The organism is Pseudonocardia sp. GCM10023141, from assembly GCF_042653605.1.
The window spans coordinates 1-18,270 of record NZ_JBHSIR010000047.1 but is presented as its reverse complement, the minus strand read 5'-3'; the positions used below and the strand labels follow the sequence as shown (position 1 = coordinate 18,270).

17 protein-coding genes are annotated in these 18,270 nt (G+C 70.6%); 11 read left to right on the top strand and 6 right to left on the bottom strand.

Annotation, left to right across the window (positions count from 1 at the left end; all coding sequences use genetic code 11):
* The first annotated feature begins 1 nt into the window (after window position 1).
* From ACFPFQ_RS27525 to ACFPFQ_RS27495, 7 genes are all read left to right on the top strand, one after another.
* Window positions 2-673: a PIG-L deacetylase family protein gene (locus tag ACFPFQ_RS27525; protein WP_379623864.1), complete on the top strand. Its 672-nt coding sequence runs from the start codon at window positions 2-4 to the stop codon at window positions 671-673.
* Between the two features lie 80 nt (window positions 674-753).
* Window positions 754-1,785, top strand: coding sequence for an NAD-dependent epimerase/dehydratase family protein (locus tag ACFPFQ_RS27520; protein ID WP_379623862.1), 1,032 nt, complete (start codon window positions 754-756; stop codon window positions 1,783-1,785).
* Window positions 1,782-2,828 carry a glycosyltransferase family A protein gene (locus tag ACFPFQ_RS27515; RefSeq protein ID WP_379623860.1) on the top strand — a complete coding sequence of 349 codons (1,047 nt, stop codon included), beginning with the start codon at window positions 1,782-1,784 and terminating at the stop codon, window positions 2,826-2,828. Before ACFPFQ_RS27520 ends, ACFPFQ_RS27515 begins: the two co-directional genes overlap by 4 nt.
* Before the next feature lie 70 nt (window positions 2,829-2,898).
* Window positions 2,899-3,870, top strand: a complete 972-nt coding sequence (locus ACFPFQ_RS27510) for a hypothetical protein (protein ID WP_379623858.1) — start codon at window positions 2,899-2,901, stop codon at window positions 3,868-3,870.
* An 86-nt stretch (window positions 3,871-3,956) separates the two neighbouring features.
* A complete protein-coding gene (locus ACFPFQ_RS27505) occupies window positions 3,957-4,391 on the top strand; it encodes a CBS domain-containing protein (protein WP_379623856.1) in 435 nt (144 codons plus the stop codon).
* A gap of 131 nt (window positions 4,392-4,522) precedes the next feature.
* Complete coding sequence (locus ACFPFQ_RS27500; protein WP_379623854.1) at window positions 4,523-6,277, top strand: hypothetical protein; 1,755 nt, start codon at window positions 4,523-4,525, stop codon at window positions 6,275-6,277.
* On the top strand, window positions 6,274-7,419 hold the full coding sequence (locus ACFPFQ_RS27495; RefSeq protein ID WP_379623852.1) for an FAD-dependent monooxygenase: 1,146 nt from the start codon (window positions 6,274-6,276) through the stop codon (window positions 7,417-7,419). Before ACFPFQ_RS27500 ends, ACFPFQ_RS27495 begins: the two co-directional genes overlap by 4 nt.
* Window positions 7,420-7,479: 60 nt before the next feature.
* Here ACFPFQ_RS27495 and ACFPFQ_RS27490 read toward each other — a convergent pair whose 3' ends face one another.
* Window positions 7,480-8,094 (bottom strand): DsbA family oxidoreductase, encoded by a 615-nt coding sequence (locus tag ACFPFQ_RS27490; protein ID WP_379623850.1) that lies wholly within the window; start codon window positions 8,092-8,094, stop codon window positions 7,480-7,482.
* A gap of 201 nt (window positions 8,095-8,295) precedes the next feature.
* Between ACFPFQ_RS27490 and pepN the strand changes: the two genes are divergently transcribed.
* Together pepN and ACFPFQ_RS27480 are read left to right on the top strand one after the other, a co-directional pair.
* A complete protein-coding gene (gene pepN / locus ACFPFQ_RS27485) occupies window positions 8,296-10,881 on the top strand; it encodes an aminopeptidase N (RefSeq protein WP_379623848.1) in 2,586 nt (861 codons plus the stop codon).
* A gap of 112 nt (window positions 10,882-10,993) precedes the next feature.
* A complete protein-coding gene (locus ACFPFQ_RS27480) occupies window positions 10,994-11,593 on the top strand; it encodes a phosphatase PAP2 family protein (RefSeq protein WP_379623846.1) in 600 nt (199 codons plus the stop codon).
* 756 nt (window positions 11,594-12,349) lie between these two features.
* Here the strand turns inward: ACFPFQ_RS27480 and ACFPFQ_RS27475 are convergent.
* The 3 genes from ACFPFQ_RS27475 to ACFPFQ_RS27465 form a co-directional block, all read right to left on the bottom strand.
* Window positions 12,350-12,850 carry a DUF5130 family protein gene (locus ACFPFQ_RS27475; RefSeq protein WP_379623844.1) on the bottom strand — a complete coding sequence of 167 codons (501 nt, stop codon included), beginning with the start codon at window positions 12,848-12,850 and terminating at the stop codon, window positions 12,350-12,352.
* The gene (locus ACFPFQ_RS27470; protein WP_379623842.1) at window positions 12,837-13,070 is read right to left on the bottom strand and encodes a hypothetical protein; all 234 of its coding nucleotides are present in this window, start codon (window positions 13,068-13,070) and stop codon (window positions 12,837-12,839) included. The genes ACFPFQ_RS27475 and ACFPFQ_RS27470 overlap by 14 nt, the downstream gene beginning before the upstream one ends.
* A 75-nt stretch (window positions 13,071-13,145) precedes the next feature.
* Window positions 13,146-14,567 (bottom strand): amidase, encoded by a 1,422-nt coding sequence (locus ACFPFQ_RS27465; RefSeq protein ID WP_379623840.1) that lies wholly within the window; start codon window positions 14,565-14,567, stop codon window positions 13,146-13,148.
* Between ACFPFQ_RS27465 and ACFPFQ_RS27460 the strand changes: the two genes are divergently transcribed.
* Together ACFPFQ_RS27460 and ACFPFQ_RS27455 are read left to right on the top strand one after the other, a co-directional pair.
* Window positions 14,566-16,431: a sugar transferase gene (locus ACFPFQ_RS27460; RefSeq protein WP_379623839.1), complete on the top strand. Its 1,866-nt coding sequence runs from the start codon at window positions 14,566-14,568 to the stop codon at window positions 16,429-16,431. The two genes, ACFPFQ_RS27465 and ACFPFQ_RS27460, sit on opposite strands and share 2 nt — an antisense overlap.
* Window positions 16,432-16,553: 122 nt before the next feature.
* On the top strand, window positions 16,554-17,387 hold the full coding sequence (locus ACFPFQ_RS27455) for a sugar phosphate nucleotidyltransferase (RefSeq protein ID WP_379623838.1): 834 nt from the start codon (window positions 16,554-16,556) through the stop codon (window positions 17,385-17,387).
* A gap of 27 nt (window positions 17,388-17,414) precedes the next feature.
* Here ACFPFQ_RS27455 and ACFPFQ_RS27450 read toward each other — a convergent pair whose 3' ends face one another.
* Together ACFPFQ_RS27450 and ACFPFQ_RS27445 are read right to left on the bottom strand one after the other, a co-directional pair.
* Window positions 17,415-17,939, bottom strand: coding sequence for a hypothetical protein (locus ACFPFQ_RS27450; protein WP_379623836.1), 525 nt, complete (start codon window positions 17,937-17,939; stop codon window positions 17,415-17,417).
* Window positions 17,940-17,955: 16 nt separating this feature from the next.
* Window positions 17,956-18,213, bottom strand: a complete 258-nt coding sequence (locus tag ACFPFQ_RS27445) for a hypothetical protein (RefSeq protein WP_379623834.1) — start codon at window positions 18,211-18,213, stop codon at window positions 17,956-17,958.
* Between the last annotated feature and the right edge of the window lie 57 nt (window positions 18,214-18,270).

Sequence of the window (18,270 nt, the reverse complement as noted above, 5' to 3'; positions counted from 1 at the left end):
CATGCTGAGTCTCGTACCCGAACGGCTCGACCGGATCCTCCTGCTCGGTGCGCACTGCGACGACATCGCGATCGGAGCGGGCGGGTCGTTGCTCGAGCTGTGCCGGGCCCACCCGGGCGTCGCGGTGTCGGCGCTGGTGCTCACCGGCGGCGGCTCGCTGCGCGAGGAGGAGGAGCAGGCCGCGCTGGCCTCCTTCTGCCCCGGCGCCCACCTCGAGCTGACCGTTCTCGACATGCCCGACGGGCGGGTCCCGACGCGGTGGGAACGCGCGAAGGTCGCCCTCGAGGAGCACCGGGGCCACTTCGAACCCGACCTGATCTTCGCCCCGGCACCGCACGACGCGCACCAGGACCACCGCACGCTCGCCGAGCTCGTGCCCACCGTCTTCCGTGACCACCTGACGCTCGGCTACGAGATCCTCAAGTGGGAGGGCGACCTCAAGCAGCCCTCGACGTTCCTGCCGCTGGCCGAGCCGGTGCTGCGCGAGAAGGTGGCCAAGCTCCACGAGCACTACGGCTCGCAGCGCGACCGCACCTGGTTCGACGCCGAGGTGTTCGCCGGGCTCGCCCGCATCCGCGGCGTGCAGTGCCACGCGCGCTACGCCGAGGCCTTCCACGTGGCCAAGCTCGTGCTGGGTGTCGCGCCGCTCACCGGGCTCGATCCGCCGTCGTGATCAGGTGCGCCTGAACGGGCTAACGCGCCACCTGCCCCGTCCGAGTCACCAGGCGACCGTCATTCGAAGGGACCTCACCCGTGCGCGTTCTCCTGACCGGCCACCAGGGCTACCTGGGCACCGTCATGGCCCCCCTGCTCACCGCGGCCGGGCACGAGGTGACCGGCCTGGACAGCGGCCTGTTCGCCGCGTGCGTGCTCGGCGAGCTCGACGATCCGGACGTGCCGGGCCTGACCACCGACCTGCGCGACGTCACCACATCGCAGCTGCGCGGCTTCGACGCCGTCGTCCACATGGCGGCGCTGTCGAACGACCCGCTGGGCTCGCTCGCGCCGGAGATCACCTACGACATCAACCACCATGCGTCCACCCGCCTCGCGCGGCTCGCCAAGGACGCCGGTGTCACGCGGTTCGCCTACGCGTCCACCTGCTCGGTGTACGGCGCGCAGTCGGGTGAGGACCTCGTCGACGAGGACGCGCCGCTCAAGCCCGTCACGCCGTACGCGATCTCCAAGGTGCGCGTCGAGGACGACCTGGCCGAGCTCGCCGACGCCGACTTCGTGCCGTTCTCCCTGCGCAACGCCACGGCGTTCGGGTTCTCGCCGCGGCTGCGGGCCGACATCGTGCTCAACAACCTGGTCGGCCGCGCGATCCTCACCGGCCGCGTCACGGTGCTGTCCGACGGCACCCCGTGGCGGCCGCTCGCGCACGCCGAGGACATCGCGGGGGCGGTGATCGCCGGGCTGGCGGCGCCCGCTGACGTCGTCCGCGCGCGGGCGTTCAACGTGGGCACGGAGAAGAACAACCGGACCGTCGCCGAGATCGCCGAGGCCGTCATCGACGCCGTTCCCGGGTCGCGGCTGGAGATCACGGGCGAGGCGGGCAACGATCCCCGTTCCTACCGGGTCGACTTCTCCCGTGCCCGCAAGGAGCTGAACTTCGAAGCCGGCTGGACGATCGCCGACGGCGCCGAGCAGCTGGCGCGGGAGTACCGGGCCCGCGGCCTGACGCAGGACGCGTTCGACAACACCTTCACCCGGCTCGCGGTGCTCAACCGGCGGCAGCAGGAGGGCACGCTCGACGCGTCGATGCGGGTGGTGGGCGGCACGTGAGCTCGGGATCGGCAACGACGGGAGAGGCGACGGCTCGCCCCGCACTGAGCATTCTGTCCGCGGCCCACAACACAGAGTCCCATCTCGCTGAGATGATCGACTCTGTCGTCGCCCAGACCGTCTCCGACTGGGAACTGATCATCGTGGACAACGGGATGTCCGACGAAGTCGTCCAGATCGTCACGGGGTACGCCGACGATCCGCGGATCCGGCTGTTGCGCCAGGAGTACCTCGGCCTTGCCGGTGGGGTGGATGCGGCCGCGGAGCTGGCCCGCGGCGCCTACTACGCGGTCCTGGCCAGTGACGGCAGGCTGAAGCCCACCTTCTGCGAACGGGTCACAGCCGTGCTCGCCGACCATCCCGAGATCGACGTTCTCTGCGTCGATGCACTCCCCTTCCTCGGGCCCGCCGACCGGCCTCCGAGCTTCCGGCAGCGATGCGGAGTCACCGACGAGCCGGGTGTCGAGCACCGGACGGAACTGGTCGACGTCGTTCGTCGGGCCGCCCTGTACTCCACCGCGGCCATCCGGGCGGCGGCCTGGCACGCCGGTGGCGGCTATGCGGGGGACACGCCGCAGGTCGACAGCCTGGCGATGTGTCTGCGGATGCTGGCCTCGGGATGTGATCTGCGGGTACTGCCCGAGCAGCTGGGCGGCTACCGGCTCCATGCTGACAATCTCGACCACATCCCGGCCGATCAGGACGAGTACGAGGCCAGCCTCGAGCGGGCGTTCGTCCAGGTCGCGACGCGCACCGATGATCGCGAGGTACTTGCTGCGCTCCGCACGACGTTGCGCCAGCAGCGGTACGACAAGGCACTGCGATTGACGCGTAAGGCGATGAGCGACTCGGACCCGACTGCCGCGCGGTTCCAAGCGAGGCTCGCCCTTCGACACATCCCGGCCCTACAACCGGCCATGGTCCTGCGCCCGGCGCTGATCTGGACCGTGCTGCGGGTGGCGCCGAATGGCATCGACCACGTGAAGTCCGCAAAACGGCGGACCGCGAGCCTGCTGCGTTCGGTGACGAACAGGAAGCGCTAGTACGTCTGTCACCCCCACATCCGATCGTTGGACATAGGAGCGGCAGGGACGGCGGCGCGACAGTGATCCCATGATCCGACGCGTCGCCCCGGCTGTGGGGCTGTTCCTGATCTCGCCGCTGATGGCCGAGTTCCTGCTCGGCAACCTGCCGATCACGTTCCTGTTCGCGCTGCTGTTCCTCGCCCCGATGTACGGCGGCGGCGCACTGCTCATCCGCGAGTTCGCCCGGCGCACCGGCCGCGGGATGCCGACGATCGTCGTGCTGGGCGTGGCCTACGGCATCGTCGAGGAGGGGCTGGTCACGCAGTCGCTGTTCAACCCGAACTACGCGGGCGTGCACCTGCTCAGCTCGGGGTTCATTCCGGCGCTGGGCATCGCCGCACCGTGGACGGTGTTCGTGCTGACGTTGCACGCCATCGGCAGCATCACCGCACCCATCGTGGTGGCCGAGAGCCTCGTGCCCGATCGCCGCACGACGCCGTGGCTGGGCCGGGTCGGGCTGGCCGTCACCGCCGTGCTGTTCGTGTTCGGGCTGGTGGCCGACACCGTGATCACCCTGCGGATGGATCCGACGATCTCGCCGGCACCGCAGCTGATCGTCGCGGCCGTCGTCGCCGTGCTGGTGGCCGTCGCGGCGTTCCGACTGCCCCGCAGCGGGCCGGTGCGCGACGGCTGGGTGCCGTCGCCGCTGATCCTGCTCGTACTCGCACTCGTGCTGGGCGTGGTCTTCGAGTTCGCCGGCGGGTGGGCGGGCGTGGTGCTGCTCATCGTGCTCGCCGCCGCCGCGTCCACCGCGATCGTCACCTGGGCGGGCCGCAGCGCCTGGAGCGGGCTCCACACCCTCGCGCTGGCCGGCGGCGCGGTGCTGACCTACGCCTGGCACGCGTTCCCGGAGACCACGGTCATCCCGGTCTCCCCGACCGTCGACCTCGTCGGCAACATCGTGTTCGGCGCCGCGGCGGTCACCCTCCTGGGGTTTGCCGCCTACCGCTCGGCGCAGGAAATCCGGCATCCGCACCCCATTGGTGCGGCACGCGGGTGACGCACCGGACGTTGACGGCTCGCGACCGCCGTGCAGGCGCACCATTGAGGCAGATGGAGCAGTAGCGAAGTCGAAAGGGGAAACCGATGAAGATTGCGGACATCCTCGCCACGAAGGGTCGCACGGTGCATTCCGTGCTGCCCTGGCTGACGGTCTCCGACACTGTCGAGCGGCTGGGCCGAGCGGGCGTCGGGGCCTTGCTGGTGTGCAACGAGAACGAGGCGATCGTCGGGATCGTGTCGGAGCGCGACATCGTCCGGGCGCTGGGCCGCCACGGCGCGGCGCTGCTCGCGATGCCGGTCAGCGACGTGATGACGAAGTGGGTCGAGACGTGCGATCCGGACGAGACCGTCGCGCACGCCATGGCCCGGATGACGACGGGCCGCTACCGCCACCTGCCGGTCGTCGCGGGCGGCCGCCTGCTCGGCATGGTCAGCATCGGTGACCTCGTCAAGAACCGGGTGCGGGAGATGGAGCTCGAGACCGGTGTCCTGCGGGACGCGGTGATCGCCCGCTACTGATCCGGGCGCGGCTGGGGGGCGGACGAGGTGCTCGTCCGCCCCCAGCGCGCGTCCGGGACCCCGGTGCCCCGAGCGTTCGTCGGACCCCCGTGCCATGATCGGGCGGCAACGAACTGGGGGGTTCGGAGAGCATGCTCGGAAGCAAACGGCGCCGCGACGCGCATCCCGTCGTACCGGCGATGCAGGCGGCCTTCGCCGCCGCAGGTATCGATGCGCAGTACGTGCCCGGGGTGGAGTTCCGGATCGCCGTCCCCGGCGTGCCGGATCGCTTCCCGATGTCGCTGCAGCCACTGCTCGACGGCTTCCCGGCGGGCGGGGCGCCCACGGAGTTCGCCGAGGGCGTCGTCCGCGGGTTCGTGCGGAGCATGCGCCGCAACGGGGTCCCGATCGGTCGCCCCGATCTGCAGGACGGCCCCGACGCGCCGGCGCCGCAGCCCGTTGCGCTCCCGGCCGAGCTGATCAGCCTCAGCAGCGCCGCGCTCAACGGCCACGAGGCCGACCTGCGCATCCGGCTCTACACCGCCGACACGCTGCCCGAGCCGCTGCGCGGTGGCATGGTCAGCCGCGAGCTCGCCGCGGGGCTGTGGGAGACGGTCGCGGTCGACCGGCCCGACTCGGTGCAGCCGCTGCCGCGCGCGCAGCTCGGCGTCGCCGACCACCACCGTGAGCAGCAGCTCTTCGACCTCGCGGTCGCCAACACCGTCGAGGATCCGTTCACGCTCACACCGATGGAGCACGGCGGCGTCACGTTCCTGCACATCGGAGGGGAGCACCGGTATCTCGCCGCGCACGCCTACGTACTGAGCCGCTACCTCGACGGTCCCGTCACCGACGGCGCGCTCGTCAGCTTCCCGCTGCCGGAGGTGATGCTGGTGCACGCGCTCGGGCAGCAGCACCCCGCACAGGCGCTGGGCGTGCTGCAGGACGTCGGCGCCGCTCTCGTGGCGTCCGGCACCAGGGCCATCAGCAGCCAGGTCTTCTGGTGGGTGCCTTCGGAGCGCGAGCGCGCTGCCCCGGGACGCGACGCGGCCGCGGGCCACCGCCCGGACCTGCGACCGCAGGCGGTGCAGCGCACCGCAGCGGGGCTCACCCTGTCCTGCGACGACGACTTCCACCGGATCTGCGCCCGGTTCGCCACCTCCACCGCGGGCGACGTCGAACGGGTCGACCGCGAGGCACCCGCGCCCGAGCCGGTCGACATCACCAGCGCCGAGCTGCGCGGCCACGAGACCGGCCTGCGCCTGCGCCTGCACGCTGCCGAACGGTTCGCCGGGATCCACCGCAGCGCCATGGTCAGCCGCGAGCTCGCACCGGAGCTGTGGGAGAGCGTGCTGGTCGATCGGCCCGAGTCGATCATGCCGCTGCGCCGGGAGAAGCTCGGCAGCCCCGATCCGGATCGGGAACCGCACCTGTTCGACCTCGCGGTGGCCAACACCGTCGAGGAGCCGTTCACCCTGAGCACGTTCGAGGACGGCAACGTCGCGTTCCTGAAGATCAGCGGCGAGCTGCCCTGCGTGGCCGCGCACGTGTACGTGCTGAGCCGCTACCTCCACGCCCCGATCGCCGACGGCGCGCTCGTGAGCTTCCCGACGCCGGAGTCGATGCTCGTGCACGCGATCGGCCCGACCCACCCCGCCATCGCGCTGGGCGTGCTGCAGCAGATCACCGCCCGGCACGCCGACGGCGCCGCCCACCCCGTCAGCAAGCAGGTGTTCTGGTGGGTCCCCTCGGAGCGCGAGCGGGCCGCGCCGGGCCGGGACGCGGTGGCCGGGCACCGTCCGGCGCTGCGCCCGGCACGGGTCGACCGGACGGACAAGGGTTTCGCGGTGCACTGCGACGAGGCGTTCCAGCGGCTGTGTGATCGCTTCGCCGCCACGAACCGATGAGCCCCACTGTGCTGATCATCGGGGGTGGCGTCGCCGGAACGGCGGCGGCGCTCGCCCTGCAGAAGGCCGGGATCCCGGCCGAGATCCACGAGGCCGATCCGGAGCCGGACGCGGTCGGCGGCGCCTTCCTGACGCTGGCCAGCAACGGGATGCGGGCGCTGCGACAGATCGATGCCGGCGAGGCCGTCGCCGCCGCCGGTGGGGAGCTGCGATCCATGCTGGTCACCGACGGCGGAGGCGCGCAGCTCGCCGATATCCCGATCGGCGATCACACCGACCCGGCCACCTGCTTCCGGTACCTCACCCGTGCCGAGCTGGTGGCAGCGCTGCGCCGCGCGGCCGAGGCCCGCGGCATCGTCGTGCGCACGGGCAGGCGGCTGGTCGCGGTCAGCCGGCACGATGACGCCCTGACCGCCACCTTCGCCGACGGCACCACCGCGCGCGGTGGCCTCCTCATCGGCGCAGACGGCCTCAACTCCACCGTCCGCAGCCTCATCGACCCGTCGGCGCGCGCGCCGCGCTACGTCGGGCAGCGCGTCTTCTACGGCGCCTCCCGGGGCCGGCACGCCCTCGACACCAGCCGGTTCCACGTCGTCCGCGGGGCCACCGCCTTCGGCTACATCGCCGCCGACCGCGGCGAGACGTGGTGGTTCGCGCGCGTCGACGACGCCGAGCTCAGCCGCGCCGCGATCGCCGGTGGCACCACCGCAGCGTGGCAGGCCTACCTGCTCCACCGGCTCGGCGCGGAGGAGGTGCCGTCGCGGATCGTCGCCGCAGCCACCCGAGTGCAGGTCACCAATGCCTACGACCTGCCCGACGTCGCGCGCTGGCACCGCAACGGCATGGTGATCATCGGCGATGCCGCGCACGCCGCGTCACCGGCCACCGGGCAGGGAGCGTCGATGGCGCTGGAGGATGCCGTCATCCTGGCCAAGACCCTGCGCGACCTGCACGACGCCGGTGCGGCGCTCGCCACCTACGAGCAGCTGCGCCGGGCGCGGGTCGACGCCAACATCGCCGCCAGCGCGCGGCTCAGCAGCGGCGGCCGTCCCGGCGGCCCGAGCGCCAGACCCGCCGGCCCGTCGATCGACGAGCAGATCGACTGGAACCGACCGACGACGGCACTGGCACCCGCCACCTGACGCCGAACGCACGAGACCGGCACTCCCCTCCCGGTGAGTGCCGCTCCCGTGCCGGTGAACTCAGTCGAACTCGGGGTTCTCGTGCCGGGTGCGCTTGAGCTCGAAGAAGTGCGGGTAGTTGGCCAGCGCGCGGGCGCCGTCGAATACCGTGCCGGCCACCTCACCGCGCGGGATGCGCGAGAGCACGGGGCCGAAGAACGCCACGTCGTCGATGTGGATGGTGGGCGTGCCCACGTCCGGACCGACCTTGTCCATGCCCTTGTGGTGGCTCGCGCGCAGCTCCTCGTCGAACTCGGTGCTGGTGGCGGCCTCGGCGAGGGACTCGGGCAGGCCCAGCTCGGCCAGGCCCTCCTTGATCACGACCGCGAAGTCCTTGATGCCCTGGTTGTGGATCCGGGTGCCGAAGGCGGTGTAGAGCGGCTCGAGGATCTCGTCGCCCTTCTCCCGCGCCGCGGCGATGGCCACGCGCACCGGGCCCCAGGCCTGCTCGAGGCCCTTGCGGTACTCCTCGGGGATGTCGCGGCCCTCGTTGAGGACGGCGAGGCTCATCACGTGCCAGCTGATCTCGACGTCACGGACCTCGCGGACCTCCAGCATCCAGCGCGACGTGATCCACGCCCATGGGCAGAGAGGGTCGAACCAGAAGTCGACGCGGGCGGTCTCGGTGCTCGTCACAAGTGCTCCCAGTGTGCAGGCTCAAACGCTCAACTATCCGTCCAACCGGCGGTTCCATCCGGGTGTTCCCGCTCCGGCGGAGGACTTACCCGCGTTGCGGATGCGGTATGCGCCACCGCAGCGGCATTTCCGCGGCGCGCCCGCCGATCCCGTGGTTGGATCGGCGGTCATTGCACCTGTTGCCGAAGGAGTCCCCCCGGTATGGCCCCGCCCAACCTCACCCGCGCCGACGCCGAGCGGCGGTCCGCGCTGCTCGAGATCGCCGACTACACCGTCGAGCTCGATCTCACCGATGGCGGCGGCAAGCCCGGCGACGCCCTGTTCGCCACCACCTCGACCGTCCGGTTCACCTCCCGCGAGCCGGGAAGCGAGAGCTGGATCGACTTCGTGGGGGCCGAGGTCACCTCGGCCGTGCTCAACGGCATCCCGCTCGACGTCTCCGCGTACAAGGAGGACGACGGCATCGCCCTGCCCGGTCTCGCCGCGGAGAACGAGCTGCGGATCGAGGCCGTCGGCCGCTACATGAACACCGGGGAGGGGCTGCACCGGTTCGTCGACCCCGTCGACGGCGCCGTGTACCTCTACTCGCAGTTCGAGACGGCCGACGCGAAGCGCATGTTCGCCTGCTTCGACCAGCCCGACCTGAAGGCGCGCTACCAGATCACGGTCACCGCACCGTCAGACTGGACGGTGGTGTCCAACGCCACCATCGAGGAGAGCGGCGAGGGCAAGGGCGGCGCCGTCACCCACCGCTTCGCCACCAGCGAGATCATGAGCACCTACCTCGTGGCGCTCATCGCCGGCCCGTACGCGAGCTGGCACGACGAGTTCTCCGACGAGGGCGGCACGATCCCGCTGGGCATCTTCTGCCGGGCCTCGATCGCGCCGCACATGGACGCGGAGCGCCTGTTCACCGAGACCAAGCAGGGTTTCGGCTTCTACCACCAGCAGTTCGGGGTGCGGTACCCGTTCGGCAAGTACGACCAGCTCTTCGTCCCGGAGTTCAACGCGGGCGCCATGGAGAACGCGGGCGCCGTCACGTTCCTCGAGGACTACGTCTTCCGGTCCCGGGTCACCCGCTCGCTCTACGAACGCCGCGCCGAGACCGTGCTGCACGAGATGGCGCACATGTGGTTCGGCGACCTCGTCACCATGGCGTGGTGGGACGACCTGTGGCTCAACGAGTCGTTCGCCACCTGGGCGTCGGTGTTCTGCCAGGCCGAGGCCACCGAGTACACCGAGGCGTGGACGACGTTCGCCAACCTCGAGAAGTCGTGGGCCTACCGCCAGGACCAGCTGCCGTCCACGCACCCGATCGCCGCCGACATCCCCGACCTGCAGGCCGTCGAGGTCAACTTCGACGGCATCACCTACGCCAAGGGCGCGTCGGTGCTCAAGCAGCTCGTCGCCTACGTGGGCCGCGACGCGTTCCTGGCCGGGCTGCGCAGCTACTTCGCGGCGCACGCCTGGGGCAACGCGACGTTCGCCGACCTGCTCGGCGCGCTGGAGGAGTCCTCGGGCCGGGACCTGTCGGACTGGGGTTCGCAGTGGCTGCGCACCACGGGCCTCAACCTGCTGCGCCCGTCCTTCGACCTCGACGAGGCCGGCAACTTCACCCGCTTCGAGGTGGTGCAGGGCGGTGCCCGGCCCGGTGCGGGCGAGCTGCGCACGCACCGCATCGCGGTGGGCGTCTACGACGATGACAGCGGGACCGGCAAGCTCGTGCGCACCCACCGCATCGAGGTCGACGTCACCGGCGACCGCACGGCCGTCCCGGAGCTGGTCGGGGTCTCGCGCGGCAAGCTGGTGCTGGTCAACGACGACGACCTCACCTACTGCGCGATGCGCCTGGATCCGGGCTCGCTCACCACGCTCGTCGACCGGATCGGCGACATCGCCGAGCCGCTGCCCCGCACGCTGTGCTGGTCGGCGGCCTGGGAGATGACGCGCGAGGCCGAGCTCAAGGCCCGCGACTTCGCCACGCTCGTCGCGGGCGGTTTCGGCGCGGAGACCGAGATCGGCGTGGTGCAGCGGCTGCTCCTGCAGGCGCAGACGGCGATCGCGTCCTACGCCGACCCGCAGTGGGCCACCGACCGCGGCTGGCCGCTGCTGTCGGACTCGCTGCGCTTCCGCCTCGACACCGCCACCGCGGGCTCCGACACGCAGCTGGCCTGCGTGAACGCGCTCGCGGCCGGGGTGTTGCCCCAGATCGTCCTGGATCGGATGAAGGGCTGGCTGCTCGACCCTGCTCTCGGTGGTGGGGACGTGCCCGCCGGGCTCACCGTCGACACCGACCTGCGCTGGCGGCTGCTGCACGCGCTCGTCGCGCACGGCGTGGTCGGCGAGGCCGAGATCGATGCGGAGCTGCAGAGCGACCCGACGTCCACCGGGCAGCGCCAGGCCGAGCGGGCCCGCGCGCTGATCCCCACGGCCGAGGCGAAGGAACGCGCCTGGACCCGCGCCGTGCACGACGACGACCTGCCCAACGCGGTGCAGGAAGCCATCATCTCCGGCTTCAGCCACCCCGCCCAGCGCGGCCTGCTCGGCAGCTACGTGGAGCGCTACTTCACCGAGGTCGCCGACGTCTGGGCGCGGCGCACGAGCGAGCGCGCGCAGTCGGTGGCGATCAACCTGTTCCCGTCGTGGGCGGTGGAGAAGTCCACCATCGACGCCGCCGACGCGTGGCTGGCCGACGAGTCCCACCCGCCGGCACTGCGCCGGCTGGTGACCGAGGGGCGCGCCGGCATCGTCCGGGCGCTGGCAGCGCGGGAGTTCGACCGGAGCTGATCGGCGCGCTGTGCTCACCGGCTCCCGTAGATTGGAGCGGGTGAGCACAGCGATCCGGCCCCGGCGCGCGATCGTGGCACCGGGGTTGCGGCTACCGGCCACGGTGGCCATCGTGATCGCGCTGCTCGTGGACGCAGTGCTGGGTGTGCGGTACGCGGGAGAGTCGGAGGGCGGCAGCCTTGACCGACATGCGGAGACACTGCTCGCAGCAGCCGTGCCCAGCTACTCGGGCCGACCGGCCGATTTCGTGATCCAGTTCGGAACCCCGGCCATGGTCATCCTGCTCGCCGTGGTGCTCGCCGCCATCTGTCTCGCGACGGGCAATCGGCCGCTCGCCGTGCTCGCCGTGGTCGGACCGGGACTCGCGGGACTGGCGACCACGCTGCTCAAGCCGTTTATCGGACGCACCATCGACGGCGGTTTCGCCTATCCCAGCGGCCACACCGGCGGCGCCACGTCGATCGCGATCGTGGTGGCACTGCTCCTGTTGAGCCGCTGGCAGTTACCCCGTGCGGCGGCCTTGACCGTGTTGTTCGGGACGGCGCTGGTTGCCGGCATCGGCATGGCTGCGGCCCTCGTGTCAGCCGAGGTCCACTACCCCACCGACACGATCGGCGGATTCTGCACCTCGGTCGTGTGCGTGCTGGGCACGGCGCTGCTGATCGATGCCGTGACCGGCCGGACACAACAAAACAGGTCCGTGTCGGCGTGAGCCGAACCGGACCTGTCGAGTAGAGAATCACTGTGATCAGCGTCGGCGCCTGCCGAAGATCGAGCGTTTGGTCGGCTGAACGGCCGCTACGTAGCTTTCGCACCCCTTGGCGCCACACGCGCCGCAGTCATCGCCCCTGCGGTAGTGATCGTGGGCAGCGCGGGCGTGCCCGCACTGGCAGGGCTCTACGACGGCCTTCGGTGCAGCGGGTGGACGCCAATCGCCGGGCGTGCGCTGCGTCGGGATGGCGGCGTCGAAGTCAGAGATCGCCGGCATCCCGGTGGGCGGCGTGAGCACCGACGAGCCAGGTGACTGCGACCCGCCGCGGCGCTGCGGCCTACCTCGCCCATCCGACATTGAATCCCCCATCTGGGCTCCTGCTCATCGGCACTGACGTGGCTCCGAGAAGCCGTCCCAACACTCTACGCGACGGCTACCGGGGACGGGAGTCGTCAAGTGTGGTGAAAGGTCGCAAAACTTCAACGGTCGGTGACCAGCGATGGGTCACAGCAGCGTCAGCAGGCGCGATGGGACTGCGCCGGATGGGCGGCTGCCAACCAGACGCCGCGAGACGCCCGGACAGGCGATGTCAGCGCTGGTCTCGTGACCGGTTGGGGAGCGATCTCTCGTTCACGCGGCGATGTCCGTCGCAGCCATACTCGCTGCCCGGCCCGGGGCAGTCAACGGCGCGACGAAGACTTACGCGATGCCTCGGCCATAGCGAACCGCCGCTGGAGATCAAGGAGCTGCGGGCGATCAGGAGCTGCGGCGTCGCCCGCCGGCCTGGTCGGCCAGCATCCGCAGGCCGCTCAGCAGCCCGCCGAGCAGATCGCTCTCCTTGAAGGAGGCCACCATGCTCATGACGGCGAGCTTGGCGCCGCGATCGGGGAGCCGGATCCGGGCCTCCTCGCCGGTGAGCACCTCGACCACTCGCTGCTCCGGGCTGACCGCCACGAGCACTGCCTCTCCGGATCCCTCGAGCGCGCTGAGCAGCTCACCCGCACGGGCCCGGGAGTCGGGGCCGAGGTCGCCCAGGTACACGCTGAAGCGAAGGCCGGTCTCCCGGCTCGCGAACGTCAGCGCCTCGTCGAGCCGGCTGAGCTGGACGGGAGAGAAGGGGTGGTCCGTGCGCGACGGCTCCGCGTAGACCTCAGCGGCCGAGACGCGGCCGGAGGACGTGAGGACCGAGCCCGTGGGCAGGTCCGAAGGATCGACCGTGGCGACCTCGCCGCCGTGGCCGTGCTCACCAGCTGCCACGGGCACCTCCTCGTTCACCGGTCACGACGTGACCGTCGGCCGCGGGCAGCTGCGCGCCCTGCGGGTTGGCCGTCCACCACAGCGGCTGGTGCGGCCACGGCTGTCCGGCGCGGTAGCGCGGCCGTCGGGCCATCTTGGGCCCGGCGACGAGCAGCGCGATGAGCAGGTACAGCCCCACCGACGGCACCACGAAGTACAGGATGGTCTCCAGCACGGTCACAGACAGAGAACCTAGTCGATCCGCCGCCGTGCCGAATCACCAGGTCGGGCGTCATCGATCACGCCGCGACGCTGGTCACACCGGTGGCCGCAGCCCCAACCACCCGGCAGCGACTTCCAGCTGCGCCCCGAGTTCGAGCAGTAGCGCGTCGGACCCCGCCAGCCCCACCAGCTGCACGGAAACGGGCAGCTCAGGGCTGTCACCCTCGCGTCCCCACCCGACGGGCAGGCTGAGCGCCGGCTGCCCCGACAGGTTGTACGTGGCGGTGAACGGGGTGAACGCCTTCTGGCGCTCGTAGTCCTGCGCCGGATCGCCGCCCGCGGTGAACCAGCCGACCGGCCGCGGCAGCTGCGCGAGCATCGGGGTGAGCACGACGTCGAGCCCGGCGGCGGCCTGCGCGCCGACGACGGTGCGCGTCATCGTGATCGCCTCCTGCGTGGCGGCCATGTACTCCGGCCCGCTGATCGCTGAGCCGCGGTCGCGCCACCATCGCGTGAGCGGCGCCAGGAGCGGCTCGGCCTCGGGAGGCACGGGATAGCCGTGCGCGAGCACGGCCCACAGCGTCTCGAACATCGGGAGCAGGGCGGGCGTGAGCCCGGGATCGAACTCGACGACCTCGTGTCCGAGCTCGGCGAGCAACACCGACGTCTTCTCGTAGGCCGCGAGACAGGCCGGGTCGACGACGACGTCGGGCACCGGTGGCGTGGCGTACCGCCCGATCCGCAACGTCCGGGGCTCCGCGCGCCGCGCTGCCGCGAGATAGGTCTCCGCCGGGCGGGCGAGCAGCGGGTACGGCTCCCCCGGCACCGACTGCGCCAGCACGTCGAGCATCGCGGCGGCGTCGGCGACGGTGCGCGCGATCGGCCCGGACACGGACATGCCGAGCGGGTCCCCACCGGCCGGGCCGCGCGACACGAGTCCGCGCGTGGTCTTGAGCCCCACCAGCCCGCACACCGCCGCCGGGATCCGGATCGATCCGCCCCCGTCGGTGCCGTGCGCGAACGCCACCAACCGCCCGGCCGTGGCCGCCCCCGCTCCTCCGGAGGACCCGCCGGCGAGCCGCGTGACATCCCACGGCGTGACAGCGGGCGGCCGACCGGCCGGCTCGGTGTAGGGCGGCAGCCCGAACTCCGGCGTCGCAGTCTTGCCCAGGGAGATGGTGCCGGCCTCGCGCAGCAGCCGCGCCGCATCATCGTCGATGTCGGGCACATACTCGGCGTAGACGGGTGAGCCGAACCGGGTACGCACCCCCGCTGTCACCGCCAGGTCCTTGATCGCGGTGGGGATCCCCAGCAGCGGTCGCGGATCCCCGGCCCGCAGAGCCACATCGGCCGCGGCGGCCGCGACGAGCGCGGCGTCCGGGGTGACGGTCACGAACGCGCCGAGCGTGGAGTCGAGCGCTTCGATGCGGCGGAGATGGTGCTCGACGAGCTCGACGGAGGTCAGGTCGCCGTTGTGCAGCGCCGCTGCCTGCTCCAGCGCGGTCAGGTCATGCATGTCTCCCACTCTCCAGGTCTACCACGGCTCCGGCAGCGGTCGAATGGGCCTGATCCACGGCGTGATCCGCTGGACCGCCAACCGGAGGTCCGGCCGGCCCGAGTGCGTTGCAGCGCAGGTCAGGATGTTGGGATCTCGCTGCGCGCGCGTCACCGGCCGATCACGCTCGGCTACCCGGATTGGCCGGAACCGGGATCTGTGCCCCATTCCGCTAACGCACGATCCGCTACCGGCGAGTCCTGCTACGGAAGCACAACACGTGCGCCGCTCTGGAGGGACCGATGAGCATGCCGGCACGCGAATCCTCGTCACGGCGCCCGCACGGGCCAGACGAGCGATGAGCGCCGAGGCGGAACTCGGTCGTAGGCCACCAACGGGGACCGGCCGACGGACCGATCGGGAAAAGCAACGGTCACAGCTGACGATTGCCGACGACGCCATGGGCGGCCAAGTGCTGTCGGCGTCGGCAGCACGCCCTCGTTGGCGGCGTCGCTACGCCTATGCGGTCGCTGCCTCGGACCTCTTCGCGGTGGCCGCATCGGCGGCGCTGTACCTGTTGTGGGGCACAGCGCCAGCAGGATTCACGCTCACCGTCGGCGCCGGAGTCGTCGTCCTCACGATGGCGTGCCTGCTCGTGGCAAGGGCCTGGGACCCGAGCGTCCTCGGGCAGGAACCCATCGAGTTCACCAGACTTCTCCGCGGCATGCTTGCCGCCGCAGTGACCATCGGGCTGTTCAGCCTGGCGGCTCAGCTGCCCGCCGGCAGGCCATGGGTGTTCGGCGTGCTACCCATCGCTGGCATACTCTCTGCCGCAGGCCGACTCACACTCCGGATGGACCTGCACAGCCGACGGCGGCGGGGCGGCGCGATGGCCCGAGTTCTCGCTATCGGGTGCCCCGAGGCCGTCAGCGCGCTCATCTCTCGCACCCGCAGCGCCCCGGAGCACGGTTGGACGGTCGTAGGTGCCTGCACCCCGACCGGAACCGGTATCAACGGCGCACCCACTCTCGACGACGTCCCCGTCGTCGGCGATCTCGATTCGGCACCGCTGCTGGCGCTGTCGGGCAACTTCGACGCCGTGTCGGTCGGCCAGACCAACAGCTGGTCGGCGAAGCGGCTGCAGCAGCTCGCCTGGGATCTCGAGGACACCGGAACAGAGCTCATCGTCGATCCTGGCCTGATGGAGATCGCAGGGCCACGCCTGCACATGGCCACCGTCGACGGCCTGCTCCTGCTCCGGCTGACCCATCCGACGTTCGCAGGCGGGCCACGGCTGCTCAAGGGGGCGCTCGATCGCATCGGGTCGCTGCTGGTGATTCTGCTTCTCCTGCCCGTTCTCGTCGCGGTTGCGATCGCAGTCCGAGCCGATGGTGGTCCGGTGTTCTTCCGCCAGCAGCGAGTCGGCAAGGGCGGCCGCGAGTTCCGAATGATCAAGTTCAGGACGATGGTGGTGGACGCCGAGGAGCGGTTGGCCGACCTCGCTCTCAGCGATCACGACGGCGCCGGCCCGATGTTCAAGCTTCATCACGACCCTCGGATCACCCGGGTCGGCGCGGTGCTGCGCCGCTACTCGATGGACGAACTGCCTCAGCTGCTCAACGTGGTCTCCGGATCCATGTCACTGGTCGGACCCCGACCTCCGCTTCCGAAGGAGGTCGTCGGCTACGCCCGCGATGCCCGACGGAGGCTGCTGGTCAAGCCGGGCATGACCGGCCTCTGGCAGGTCAGCGGGCGTAGCGATCTGTCATGGGAGGAGTCGCTTCGACTCGACCTGCGCTACGTGGAGAACTGGACGCTCGCACTCGACGCATTGATCCTCATCCGCACCGTTCGCGCCGTCGTCTCCGGCGGCGGCGCCTACTGAGCCCGATCGGCTCAGCCCGATCAGCCCGACAAGATCCGCTCACCAAATCCGCTCGGTCTCGGCCCCGACGACGTCTCCGACCCGCGAGCCCACCTGCCCCTCTTGAGCGAAAGGCCCATCCCATGAAGGTCGTATTGTTCTGCGGGGGCTACGGCATGCGGATGCGTGACGGCCAGTCCGACGCTCCGAAGCCGATGACAACGGTCGGACCCCGACCCCTTATCTGGCACGTCATGCGGTACTACGCGCATTTCGGCCACAAAGACTTCGTGCTGTGCCTCGGCTACGGCGCACAACACGTCAAGGACTACTTCCTCAACTACTCGGAAACCACCTCCAACGACTTCGTGCTGAGCGGCGGCGAGGTCGAACTGCTCGGTTCGGACATCCAGGACTGGAACATCACGTTCGTCCACACCGGACTGGACTCCCCCATCGGCGAGCGGCTCCGCAGGGTTCGCAAGTACGTCGAGAACGAGGAGATGTTCCTCGCCAACTACGCCGACGTCCTCACCGATATGCCGCTCAACGACATGATCGACACGTTCAAGGCCAGCGACGCTGCCGGGGCCCTGCTCGCGGTGCCGCCGCAGTCTGCTTTCCACTGTGTCAACCTCGGCGACGACGACCTGGTCACCTCCATCCGCACGCTGCAGGACATGCCACTGTGGGAGAACGGCGGCTACTTCGTACTGCGTCCGGAGATCTTCGACATGCTGCCGGAGAACGGCGACCTGGTGGCCGACGTCTGCATGCCACTGGCGGAAAAGGGCCGGATGCTGGCCTACCGCCATCGCGGGTTCTGGCACCCGGCCGACACCGTCAAGGAGCGCACCGCGCTCGAAGCCGCCTACCGGGCGGGCACGAGCCCCTGGATGCTGTGGGAGAACCAGCCCTCTGGCCAACGGGATCCGTTGCAGGCCGCGATCGCCGGGCTGGGTGCAGCGGAGCACTAGAACTGGTGTCCCGCGCCGGAAATTCGCCTACAAAATCGTGCGAGTGATTCGAGGATCTCCTCGGCGGTCTTGGTCCCGATGAACGGGCGCGGGTGGGCGTTCCAGTCCGCGGTCCAGGACCGGATGTCGGCCTCGAGGGCCTGGACGCTCTTGTGGGTGCCGCGGCGGATCTTCTGGTCGGTGAGGAACCCGAACCAGCGCTCGACCTGGTTGATCCAGGAGGATCCGGTCGGGGTGAAGTGCAGGTGGAAGCGGGGGTGCTCCGCCAGCCAGGCCTTTGATCGCGGGGGTCTCGTGGGTGGCGTAGTCGTCGCAGATCAGGTGCACGTCCAGCTCGGCGGGCACGGTCTTGTCGATCGTGATCAGGAACGTGCGGAACTCGATAGCGCGGTGCTTGCGGTGCGGCTCGCCGATCACGGTGCCATCGGCGATGTTGAACGTGGCGAACAGGCTCGTGGTGGCGTGGCGGTAGTAGTCGTGGGTACGCCGCTCGGGCATGCCCGTGCAGCGTTTCGGCTGTCGATCTTCCCGTCCCCGCACCGGGCTCTCCACGTGTCCCGATGGGATGTCAGGTGATCAGTTCGGAGACCTGTCCGACGAACTCGACGTCGTCGTGCCCGGTCCGGCGGAAACGGGCTCCGGCCGGGTCGATGACGTCGATGTCGAACGGTGTGGCGATCTGCGCTCCGCGGTAGCGGTAGCGCTCCACCCGCATCTTCGCCGGGTTGTGGAGGACCAGCTTGCCCTCGCGGATCCGGTCGGCCCCGTAGAAGCGGCGCCGGATCTGTTTCCACGTCCGGTGCGGGTGCTTCCGGGGGCGTGTCACGGCATCCGTGTAAGCCGCGGGTGGACCAAGATCGGCTCAGCGTGATCTTCACGCTGC

What these genes read in the sequence shown, in the direction of transcription:
- ACFPFQ_RS27510 (WP_379623858.1), top strand. Translation starts at nt 2,899, where the DNA reads ATGATCCGACGCGTCGCCCCGGCTGTGGGGCTGTTCCTGATCTCGCCG.
- ACFPFQ_RS27460 (WP_379623839.1), top strand. Translation starts at nt 14,566, where the DNA reads ATGTCTCCCACTCTCCAGGTCTACCACGGCTCCGGCAGCGGTCGAATG.
- ACFPFQ_RS27500 (WP_379623854.1), top strand. Translation starts at nt 4,523, where the DNA reads ATGCTCGGAAGCAAACGGCGCCGCGACGCGCATCCCGTCGTACCGGCG.
- ACFPFQ_RS27525 (WP_379623864.1), top strand. Translation starts at nt 2, where the DNA reads ATGCTGAGTCTCGTACCCGAACGGCTCGACCGGATCCTCCTGCTCGGT.
- ACFPFQ_RS27465 (WP_379623840.1), bottom strand. Translation starts at nt 14,567, where the DNA reads ATGCATGACCTGACCGCGCTGGAGCAGGCAGCGGCGCTGCACAACGGC.
- pepN (WP_379623848.1), top strand. Translation starts at nt 8,296, where the DNA reads ATGGCCCCGCCCAACCTCACCCGCGCCGACGCCGAGCGGCGGTCCGCG.
- ACFPFQ_RS27495 (WP_379623852.1), top strand. Translation starts at nt 6,274, where the DNA reads ATGAGCCCCACTGTGCTGATCATCGGGGGTGGCGTCGCCGGAACGGCG.
- ACFPFQ_RS27505 (WP_379623856.1), top strand. Translation starts at nt 3,957, where the DNA reads ATGAAGATTGCGGACATCCTCGCCACGAAGGGTCGCACGGTGCATTCC.
- ACFPFQ_RS27455 (WP_379623838.1), top strand. Translation starts at nt 16,554, where the DNA reads ATGAAGGTCGTATTGTTCTGCGGGGGCTACGGCATGCGGATGCGTGAC.